Source organism: Glutamicibacter sp. MNS18 (assembly GCF_026107515.2).
Classification (GTDB): domain Bacteria; phylum Actinomycetota; class Actinomycetes; order Actinomycetales; family Micrococcaceae; genus Glutamicibacter.
The window spans coordinates 435,955-445,828 of the sequence record NZ_JAPCHW010000004.1 but is presented as its reverse complement, the minus strand read 5'-3'; the positions used below and the strand labels follow the sequence as shown (position 1 = coordinate 445,828).

Annotated in this window: 9 protein-coding genes; 4 read left to right on the top strand and 5 right to left on the bottom strand. The window is 62.7% G+C overall.

Going from position 1 to position 9,874, the window contains the following annotated elements; translation table 11 throughout:
* On the top strand, positions 1 to 258 hold a 258-nt coding region (locus tag OK351_RS07755; protein ID WP_265157530.1), incomplete at its 5' end, for a hypothetical protein.
* A 288-nt stretch (positions 259 to 546) separates the two neighbouring features.
* On the opposite strand, the gene tyrS is transcribed toward OK351_RS07755, so the two are convergent.
* The 5 genes from tyrS to argH all read right to left on the bottom strand — a co-directional run bounded on the left by tyrS (position 547) and on the right by argH (position 7,499).
* The gene (gene tyrS, locus OK351_RS07750) at positions 547 to 1,866 is read right to left on the bottom strand and encodes a tyrosine--tRNA ligase (protein WP_265157528.1); all 1,320 of its coding nucleotides are present in this window, start codon (positions 1,864 to 1,866) and stop codon (positions 547 to 549) included.
* A 272-nt stretch (positions 1,867 to 2,138) separates the two neighbouring features.
* A complete protein-coding gene (locus OK351_RS07745) occupies positions 2,139 to 4,424 on the bottom strand; it encodes a HelD family protein (protein ID WP_265157526.1) in 2,286 nt (761 codons plus the stop codon).
* A 95-nt stretch (positions 4,425 to 4,519) separates the two neighbouring features.
* Positions 4,520 to 5,053 (bottom strand): adenine phosphoribosyltransferase, encoded by a 534-nt coding sequence (locus tag OK351_RS07740; RefSeq protein WP_265157523.1) that lies wholly within the window; start codon positions 5,051 to 5,053, stop codon positions 4,520 to 4,522.
* A gap of 80 nt (positions 5,054 to 5,133) precedes the next feature.
* Complete coding sequence (locus tag OK351_RS07735; protein ID WP_265157520.1) at positions 5,134 to 5,874, bottom strand: maleylpyruvate isomerase family mycothiol-dependent enzyme; 741 nt, start codon at positions 5,872 to 5,874, stop codon at positions 5,134 to 5,136.
* 206 nt (positions 5,875 to 6,080) lie between these two features.
* On the bottom strand, positions 6,081 to 7,499 hold the full coding sequence (gene argH / locus OK351_RS07730; protein WP_265157518.1) for an argininosuccinate lyase: 1,419 nt from the start codon (positions 7,497 to 7,499) through the stop codon (positions 6,081 to 6,083).
* Between the two features lie 224 nt (positions 7,500 to 7,723).
* Here argH and OK351_RS07725 point away from each other — a divergent pair, with 224 nt between their 5' ends.
* From OK351_RS07725 to OK351_RS07715, 3 genes are all read left to right on the top strand, one after another.
* Complete coding sequence (locus OK351_RS07725; RefSeq protein WP_265157516.1) at positions 7,724 to 8,134, top strand: ankyrin repeat domain-containing protein; 411 nt, start codon at positions 7,724 to 7,726, stop codon at positions 8,132 to 8,134.
* A 170-nt stretch (positions 8,135 to 8,304) separates the two neighbouring features.
* Positions 8,305 to 8,856, top strand: coding sequence for an O-acetyl-ADP-ribose deacetylase (locus OK351_RS07720; protein ID WP_265157515.1), 552 nt, complete (start codon positions 8,305 to 8,307; stop codon positions 8,854 to 8,856).
* A 48-nt stretch (positions 8,857 to 8,904) separates the two neighbouring features.
* Positions 8,905 to 9,801 carry a diacylglycerol/lipid kinase family protein gene (locus OK351_RS07715; RefSeq protein WP_265157514.1) on the top strand — a complete coding sequence of 299 codons (897 nt, stop codon included), beginning with the start codon at positions 8,905 to 8,907 and terminating at the stop codon, positions 9,799 to 9,801.
* Positions 9,802 to 9,874 lie beyond the last annotated feature (73 nt).

Genomic DNA, 9,874 nt, shown 5'->3' with positions numbered 1-9,874 from the left:
AAAGCCATCGGCAACCCCTCGGAAAATAAGGGCGAAACCAATGAAGTCCCGGCAAATAATAATCAAACACTCGGAACAACACACGGGGGTGCATCATCCCAAGCAAAATGTTATGTATTCACCAAATATAAAACATTCGGTATCAACAAACTTGGCACACTATTGAGTTCTCAAACAACAAACACTTCCGACACCACGCACCACCACCAGGGCGGCCGCTTCGCTTCGGAGCAACTTTCCAACCCTACCACACCGTGAACCCGAATCAAATTCGATCCGAACCCTTGGTGACCTGCAAGGAAAGAGGTCTTGGCTACCAGGTGAACATCCCGCTTCCGCGGCGTGTTCCTCGCTGGCAACAAAGAAAAACTATACGCAGGTTCCGGCCCGCACGCAAATCGGTGCCTTGCTCCCAAGAATCCCGTAATTCCGGGAAAAATCAGCCCATCCGGCCGTTGAAAGACGAAAAACCGCCGAAAAAGTGCTGTGCTTCACAGACTTTTCGACGGTTTTCCGTTTCGGCCCGCTTCACGGGCCCTTCTATACCTACCGGGCCAGTTCCAGGACGGCCATGTTCTTTTTGCCGCGGCGGATGATCGCATAGCGCTGGTGCAGGAAGTCCGCCACTGTCAGTTCGCTATCGACACCAGCCACCTTGGCGTTGTTCACGTACGCGCCTCCTTCGGAGACGGTGCGCCGTGCCTCGGACTGGGACTTGCTCAGGCCACTGGCCTGCAAGACGTTCAGGATTCCCAATTCGTCCGCGGCGATCGTTGCCGTTGGCAGTTCGGCGATGACAGCCTGCAGTGTTGGCAGATCGATGTCGCCCAGTTCCCCATTGCCGAAGACGGCAGCCGAGGCGGCAATGACCTTCTGCGTGGCTTCCACTCCATGGACCAGGGAGGTCACTTCCCAGGCGAGGGCTCGCTGGGCCTCGCGCTTGAATGGGCGCTCGGCCACTTCAATTGCCAGTTCCTCGATCCGTTCGCGACTGAGGAAGGTGAAAACCTTCAGCCGGTTGATGACATCGGCATCGGCGGTGTTCAGCCAGAACTGGTAGAAGGTGTACGGGCTGCACATCTCGGCATCCAGCCAAATGGCGTTACCTTCTGACTTGCCGAACTTGGTGCCGTCGGAGTTCGTGATCAGCGGGGTGCCGTAGGCGTGCACGTGCTTGCCCTCGACCTTGCGGATCAAATCCGTGCCACTGGTGAGATTGCCCCACTGGTCCGAACCACCTGTCTGCAAGGTGCAGTCGTACTGGCGGTTCAGCTCCAGGTAGTCGTAACCCTGCAACACCTGGTAGGAGAACTCGGTGTAGCTGATTCCCTCCTCGGAGTTCAGACGAGCTGCGACGATGTCCTTCTTGATCATGGTGCCTACACGGAAGTACTTGCCCACATCACGCAGGAAGTCCAGTGCGGAGAGCGGTGCGGTCCAGTCAAGGTTGTTGACCAGGCGTACGGCGTTTTCACCGTCAAAAGAGAGGAAGCGCGAGACCTGGGCCTGGAGTTTAGCGACCCAATCGGTCACGGTTTCCTTGGTGTTCAGGGTGCGTTCGGCGGTTTGACGTGGGTCGCCGATCAATCCAGTGGATCCGCCGACCAGGGCCAATGGCTTGTGTCCTGCCAGCTGGAGGCGCCGCATGTTCAGAAGCTGGACCAGATTGCCCAGGTGAAGCGACGGGGCCGTCGGGTCAAAGCCGCAATAGTAGGTGATGCTTTCCTCGGAAAGTACTCGTTCCAGCTCGGTTTCGTCCGTGGACACGTGCACCAGGCCGCGCCACTTCAGTTCCTGCCAGATGTTCTCGAAGGAAGAATCATTGCTCTGTCCCGCAATCACGGGATTCTGCTGTAGTTCAGACATGCTAACTTTGGCCATTTTTCTGTCTTGGTTCTGCCCCAGGTCCCGTAGAAGCTGCCATGCCGGGCAGCTGTTCGTCCCGGCCTTGCAGGTGGCCTTCCGCGGAGAGTCAATCAGTGCCTGCCCGGGAGGGGGTTGCCCGGATGCGGCACGCGTTAAGCGTAGCCCCAGCTACCGGGAATTCGCCAATTCACGCGTCCTGCCCCGATATGGGTGCAGGACGCTTGAATCGGCGGGATGTTCACCGTCTGGAGTGCCTCGGGGCGGTGTGGCTGCTAGCCGGCGTCCGGTTCTTTCCTGAATCCGGCGGGCAGTTCCTTGGCGTGGACCACATGCAACCGCTGGGTGGTACGGGTCATTGCCACGTACAGGTCGCCCACACCGCCATCGATCTCGCTGACCAGGTCCGCCGGTTCCACGATGATGACCCCGTCGAACTCCAGGCCCTTGGATTCCCGGGCCGAGATCACCACGATGTTCTGCACCATGCCCCCGGAACCGGTCCCCACCCGTTCGCCGTAGATTCCGGTCAGCGCGGCGCGATAGGACTCCAGTTTTTGTTGGGGCACGATCACGGCCTGCAACCCGCCCTCGGCGAATTCCAGTTCCCCGGGGAGAATACGCAACAGTTCGTCGAGCAGGCCCTGCTCGCTGGATTCGGTGAACAGCGGCGGCCAATCACCCTCACGCACCGCTTGCGGTGTGGTGATGCGCAATCCGGCGGCCTGGGCGACCGCGGTGGCCGCTTCGGCGATCTGCGCCGGGGTGCGGTAGTTGACGGTCAGCTCGTCCAGCCGGAAACGCTCGCCCAGGAAGGGTTCGAGCGCTTCACCCCAGCTCAAGGCGCCGGAGGCGGCCGAGGTCTGGGCGATATCCCCCACGATGGTGAAGGACTTCATCGGGCAGCGACGCATCAGCAGCCGCCACTGCATGGGCGAGAGCTCCTGGGCCTCGTCGACCACGATGTGGCCGTAGGCCCAGGTGCGGTCCGCGGACGCCCGTTCGGCTGCGGTTCGGCGAACGGCGGTTTCCTGGTTCACCGCTGCCACCTGCTCGGCGGAAACCACCCCGTCAATCCCGGCGTTCTTCAGCATGGTGTCCATGTTCACCAGTGCCGCCTGGGCGTTTTCGACATCCCGGTCGTATTGCGCGGTGTTGCGCGCATCGCGCGGGTCGATGAACTCGCCAAGCAGTTCCGCGGCCTCGTCCAGCAACGGGACATCTGCCTCGGTGAACGGTGAACCGGCCGGACGGTAGAGGGCGGCGCGTTGGCTGGCGTTCAGCTGCGGCGCCGCGGCCTCCAGCAGATACGGCTTGGCGTACAGTTCCTCAAGCAACCGTTGCGGGGTCATCGGCATCCAGCACAGGTTCAACGCGATCCGCACGTCCTCGGAATCGCGGACCTCCTGCGGAAGGTAGCTGCGATCCGCGGCGCTGATCTGTCCGGCCGATTCCTCCAGCTGCTGTTTCATCTGCTCGGCCAGTTCGCCCACCAGGGTTTTCACGAAGGTCTCGCGGGCCTGGTTGTACGGCTTGCGGGTATGCCTCGCCCGTTCTCGGGCATGACGCACCATCTGCCGGGTCAGCGTCAGGCGGGTACCCTCGACCACCACGGTACGGTCGGCGGCCAGCAGCCGTTGGCGGTTGCGCACAGCCTGGGAGATCACCCGGGCCATCGACAGCTGCCCCTTGATGGCGGCGGTGGTTCGGTGCATCTCCGGGATGGCATGCAGACCGGGATACAGCTCGCCGACCGAGCTCATGACCACGCCGGTTTCGCCCAGCGAGGGCAGGACACGTTCGATGTAGCGCATGAAGGAGGTCGATGGCCCCACGATCAGCACGCCGGCGTTCTTCAGCCGTTCGCGGTATTCATAGAGCAGGTAGGCCGCCCGGTGGAGTGCGACCGCGGTCTTGCCGGTTCCCGGTCCGCCCTGCACCACGATGGTTCCGGCCAGTTCCGAACGAATGATCGCATCCTGCTCGGACTGGATGGTACCCACGATGTCGCCCATCCGCCCGGTGCGCTTTTCCCGCAGGGCAGCCATCAGGGCTCCTTCACCGTGATGGGTGTGCCCCTCGTCCAACCAAGACGGGTCAAGGACATCATCCTCGACGCCGGCGACCTTTCGTCCCTTCAGGATCAGGTGGCGCCGGCGACGCACGCCCAAGGGTTGTAGTGCCGTGGCCTGGTAGAACGGTGCGGCTTCGGAGGCGCGCCAGTCCACCATCAGCCGGTTCAGGTCCTCGTCGCTGATCCCGATCCGTCCGATATAACGCGGGGTTCCGGCCGATTCCGGGTCGCTGTGCGTTTCCCCGTTCATATCCAGCCGACCGAAAACCAGTCGGTCCTCCACGGCCTCAAGCTGCGCGATCCGGTCCTCATACAAGGTGGCAAAGGAATCACGTTCGGATTGGTTCTGGAAGGAACCCACCGCACCGGTGGCCCGGGTGCGGTTCAGCTGCTCGATTTTTTCGGCCCGGAGTTCATCCAGACGCTGGTACAGCTTGCCGACATACGCCGACTCATCCAACAGATCCTGCTCGATCGTGCCCGACACCTAGTTCCCCTCACCCTGCCGAATACAAGACAGACCATTCTACTCAGTTTCACCGGTTATAGTGGCAAAGATGTGACGTAACCGGCTTGCGTGAATCAGACGATCTGCAGGCTTTCGATCTTCCGGCCGGACAATTGCGCCCTGCCGTCGAATTCCCCGAGTTCGAGCACCACGCCCACCCCGATCACCACGCCGCCGGCGCGTTCGATCAAGCGCGCGGCCGAACCGACGGTGCCGCCGGTGGCCAGCACGTCATCGAGGATCAGCACCCGGGTACCGGGCGCGATTTCATCCTTGTGGATCTCCAGCGATGCCGACCCATATTCCAGGGTGTAGTCATCGCGGTAGACGTCGCGCGGCAGTTTCCCGGCCTTGCGGATGGTCAGCATTCCCGTGCCCGAGGCGTAGGCGGCCGCTGCGGCCAGTACGAAACCGCGGGCTTCCAGGCCGGCGACTATGTCGAACTGTCCGGCGAAGCATTCAACCAGTTCATCGACAATGCGGCGCAGCCCGACGGGATCAGCGAAGACCGGTGTCAGGTCCTTGAAGGACACCCCGGGTTGCGGGTAGTCCGGCACGATGGCGCACAGCCTGTCCAGCAGGTCGCAGATGCTTTCATTTTGAGTCACCCGATAATTTTAGTGCCTGTCCGGGAAGGTTCCGGACAGGTGTGCGCTGCACCTCAGCCCTGCCTGGCGACCTCTACCGCCTAGCGAGGCAGCAATTGTGCCGAGGGCCAGGGTTTCAGGGTCGGGAAATCGGAGAGTTCGGCATCGGAGGATGCCTGGACCACTCCCCCGGTGGGTCGTCCGGCCAGCCATGCCGCCAGGTCGAAATCGGTACCGGTGAGCACATAGGAATGCTGTCCCCGGCCGAGGATAATCGGTTCCTTGCCGTGCGGTTGCAGGACGATCCGGTCGGTGTCGGCCACGCGTGGTTCCAGCGCCCGGATCAGGTGCTCGCTAAACGGCTGGGGCCAACTGGCGGCCGGGCGACGGATTTCATCCAGGTCGGTGGCGTGGATGAGCATCTCCCGCCAGGTGGCGTAGACCATGTCCGCGACGGCGGCACCGGGACGGTACCCGACCTTCGACTCCCATTGGCCCTCGGTGGCCGGCAACGCGGCACGTAGTTCATCCAGTGAAGCCAACGCCAGCTCACGCAGGGATTCCGGACGCATCAGCGCGGTCATGTTGATCGATTCGATCCGCCCGGCCATGCCACCGTCATACATTTCCGGAGGGTTCTCGCTCCCGGCGTGCTTGAACTGGCGGATTACCGCACGGGCCAGGGAATGCACATGCGCAACCAGTTGCGAAATCGACCAATCCGGCAACGAACTGGGTTTGCCGAAATCCTCATCCGGTAAGGACCGCAGCTGCTCTTTCAGCTCATCCAAGGCCTTGATGACTTCGGTAATCAGTGCGGTGCGGGGCAGTTCCTGTGTCATGATTCACACTGTAGCCGAGTCCGGTTGGATTTTTCATCTGCCCGAAGCCTGTGGGTTTCGGACATCCAGGAATTCCACTGGAAATCATGGTTCCCCACCAGGCAACAACGCCCGAACCATCGAGGCCACACGGCTTCAAACGGTTCGGGCATCGGGTACACCGGGTCGGGCAATCCGGGAGCCACTACTACTGAGTGACTACTCTCCTAGCTCTTGATCCAGCTGCGCACCTCGTCCAGCTGGCGTTCGAATTCGGCCAGTTGCGCTTCCACGGCACTGGGCGCGGTTCCACCCTGGCCATTGCGGGCATTGAGCGACCCCTCGGTGGACAGCACTTCGCGCACTGCTGGGGTGAGATGTTCGGAGATCTGCGCGTAGTCCTCATCACCCAGGTCCCACAGCTCCACTCCCCGGGATTCGGCGAGTTTCACCGCGGCCCCGGACAGTTCGTGGGCATCGCGGAACGGGACACCCTGCCGGACCAGCCACTCGGCGATGTCGGTGGCCAGCGCAAACCCCTGGGGTGCCAGCTCGGCCATGCGATCGGTATTGAAGGTGAGGGTGGCGATCATCCCGGATACGGCGGGCAACAGGATTTCCAAGGTATCGGCGGCGTCGAACACCGGCTCCTTGTCTTCCTGCAGGTCGCGGTTGTAGGCCAGCGGGAGTGCCTTGAGGGTGGCCAGCAAGCCGGTCAAATCGCCGATCAGCCGCCCGGACTTGCCACGGGCCAGTTCAGCGATATCGGGATTCTTCTTTTGCGGCATGATCGACGATCCGGTGGAGAACGCATCATGCAGGGTCACAAACGAGAATTCCTTGGTGGCCCAGAGGATGACCTCCTCGCTGATTCGTGACAGGTCCACACCGATCATGGCGGTAATCCAGGAGAACTCGGCGAAGACGTCGCGGGCCGCGGTGCCGTCGATGGAGTTGTGCACGGCAGAATCGAATCCCAGTTCGGCGGCCACGAAATTCGGATCCAGCCCCAGGGTCTGGCCTGCCAGGGCACCCGAGCCATAAGGTGAGACGGCCGCACGCTTATCCCAGTCCACGAAACGCTGCACGTCACGCAGCATCGGCCAGGCATAGGCGAGCAACAGGTGCGAGAGCAGGATCGGCTGGGCGTGCTGCAGGTGGGTACGTCCGGGCATCGGCGCATAGGGGTGGGCCTTGGCCTGGGCAACCAGCGCTTCCATGGTCTCGACCAGGCCCTGGGAGATGATGCGCGCATGATCCCGCAGGAACATGCGGCCCAGGGTGGCGATCTGGTCATTGCGCGAGCGTCCGGCGCGCAACTTGCCCCCGAGCTGCACCCCGGCACGCTCGAGCAGGCCGCGTTCCAACGAACCGTGGACATCCTCGTCGGATTCCGCGGCAACGTAACGCCCGGCCTTCACGTCCTGCTCCAGCTGGTCCAGGGCCGCCAGCATGCCGGAGAGCTCATCATCACTGAGCAGCTTCGAGCGGTGCAGCACCTTGGCGTGGGCCCGTGATCCGGCGATATCGTAGCTGGCCAGGCGCCAATCGAAATGAGTGGACTTGCTTAATGCCGCCATGGCATCTGCCGGACCGCCGGAAAAGCGGCCACCCCATAGCGAACCTTCATTGGTTGAAGAGGTCATGACCTGTTCCTTTCAGCTGATACCGCACAGTCGACTTAGACGATTCCTTCACTGCAGACCACTCTAACAAAGTTTATGCATAGACGCTTATAAATATTCAAACATGTTCGACCGAATATCTGTGATGTCCAATGGTTACCTCACCCACGGGAAGCGGAGCGCCGTTCGAGGCGGAAGTCCGGGCCGGCTTCGAACCTCGGGGGTCGCGTCGTTACACTGTTGGCATGACTGAAACCCCACACCAGCCGGAGTTGTCCGACGAGCAGATCGAATTCCTGAACCAGGTCCTGGACATGGCCCGCCAGGGCAAGGTCCAGATGCTCAGCTCGGTTATCGACCAGGGCATCCCGGTGGACCTGACCGATGGCAAGGGCGATTCCCTGCTGATCCTGGCCTCCTACAATTCGCAGCCAGAGGTCGTCAAGGCGCTGATCGAGCGCGGCGCGAACCTGAACCAGCTCAACGCCCGCGGGCAGAGCGCATTGACCTGTGCCGTTTTCAAGCAGGACGAGGAAACCACCAAGATGTTGCTGGAAGCCGGAGCCGATCCACGGCTCGGCCCGCAGAATGCCTTGGCGGTCACCGAAATGTTCGAGCTGCCGCACTTCCGTGAACTGATTGAGCAGTACCTCTAACTCCGCCTGCCGGGCCTACCTGGCCGTCCCGACCAGCCCCCGCCATGGTTCCCTGTGGTGGGGGCATCGTTTTCCTGTTGGTTCGCAGAAAACCCCTTCCACTGTCACGCACCGCCGCGTAAGGTGAGCTTACACAGAGGAACACGGATGCTTCTTTGGAGGTATGACCAATGGAAATCCAACTCGTCCGAGGCGACATCACCCAGGTTGGCGCCGAGGCCATCGTGAATGCCGCGAACCCTTCCCTGTTGGGTGGAGGCGGGGTGGACGGTGCCATCCACGAAGCGGCCGGTCCCGAACTGCTTGCGGCCTGCCGCGCGGTACGCAACAACCAGTACCCGAACGGGATTCCCTCGGGGATCGCGGTGGCTACCAAGGCCGGAAAATTGGCTGCACGCTGGGTGATCCACACGGCGGCTCCCAATCTGCGGCTGGGCAAGGCCAATCCCAAGATCCTGGCTGACTGCTTCACCAATTCGCTCTACGTGGCCTCGCGCCATGATGCACATTCCATCGCCTTCCCGGCCATCGGCGCCGGGGCCTTCGGCTGGCCGGCCGACCAGGTGGCAGAGATCGCGGTGGGCGCGATCAACGACTGGGTGGCTACCAACAAGCACATCACCTCGATCCACAAGATCATCCTGGTCTCACACACCGATGAGGTGCAACGTGCCTTCGAGACCGCGTTCGGCATGGAAAGCATCGAGGAGCTCGCTGCCTAGGAACAACAACCGTGCGGTTCAGCGACCGGCGGTGAAGAGGCTGGGGAGATGACCGGATCGGAGACCGAACGGTTCGACAGGGTTGTACTGATCTTCAATCCGGATCCGGACAAGGCACCCCGGCGACTGGCTCGTGCGCTGCATGCGGCCGTGCGGCAACGGATGCCCGGGACGCCCGTGCATGAACGGCCCACCCACTGGGCCGGTCACGGCCGGGAACTGGCACGCGCTGAGGCCGGTCACGGCCGTCCCCTGCTGGTCTCGGTCAGCGGCGACGGAGGCTTCAACGACGTGGTCAATGGGATCATGGACGTACCGGGCAACACGGCCGTCGCCGCCGTGATGGCCGGGGGAAACGCCAACGACCACCACCGCAGTACGCACCGGCAGCCCCTGCTCGAAGCCATTGTCGACAGCGAGGTCCGGCACATCGACCTGTTGCGCCTGTCCGTGGGCGAGGGCAGCGAATGCTGGACACGCCTGGCCCACTCCTATATCGGTTTCGGCCTCACCCCGTTGATGGCCGTTGGGATGAATGCCGGGCGCAAGGGCGTGCTGCGCGAACTGGCGGCGGTGATGCGCACCCTGGGCGGGTTGGAGCCCTTCGAACTGGTCCGTTCCGACGGGGCCCGGGCGGTACTGGACAGCCTAGTCCTGGCGAATATCGCGCATATGGCGAAGTACGGGCGGATCAGCGACTCCGGATACCCGGCAGACGGAAAATTCGAGGTGGTGATGCTGCCGCATGCCGGGCGCTGGTGGCTGGCGCTGATGACCTTGCGGGCGGTCACCATCGGTCTGGGCAGGCAGCCCCGGGTTGGCCGCTACGCCTTCCGAACCACCCGGGGCATCCCGGTGCAGACCGATGGGGAATTGCTCACCGTGCCGGCGGATACCGCCGTGGTCATCGAATCGGTCCCCGGGGCGCTGCCGGTTATCGGCTGATCCCCCGGCCGCGATCGGCGTGGCGCCGGTCCGCTGCCGTTGCCGGCGGTGGGGCCGCGGCAGGGAACCGGCC

Coding starts and splice junctions, on each gene's coding strand:
- OK351_RS07720 (WP_265157515.1), top strand. CDS start 8,305: ATGGAAATCCAACTCGTCCGAGGCGACATCACCCAGGTTGGCGCCGAG.
- tyrS (WP_265157528.1), bottom strand. CDS start 1,866: ATGTCTGAACTACAGCAGAATCCCGTGATTGCGGGACAGAGCAATGAT.
- OK351_RS07715 (WP_265157514.1), top strand. CDS start 8,905: ATGACCGGATCGGAGACCGAACGGTTCGACAGGGTTGTACTGATCTTC.
- argH (WP_265157518.1), bottom strand. CDS start 7,499: ATGACCTCTTCAACCAATGAAGGTTCGCTATGGGGTGGCCGCTTTTCC.
- OK351_RS07725 (WP_265157516.1), top strand. CDS start 7,724: ATGACTGAAACCCCACACCAGCCGGAGTTGTCCGACGAGCAGATCGAA.
- OK351_RS07735 (WP_265157520.1), bottom strand. CDS start 5,874: ATGACACAGGAACTGCCCCGCACCGCACTGATTACCGAAGTCATCAAG.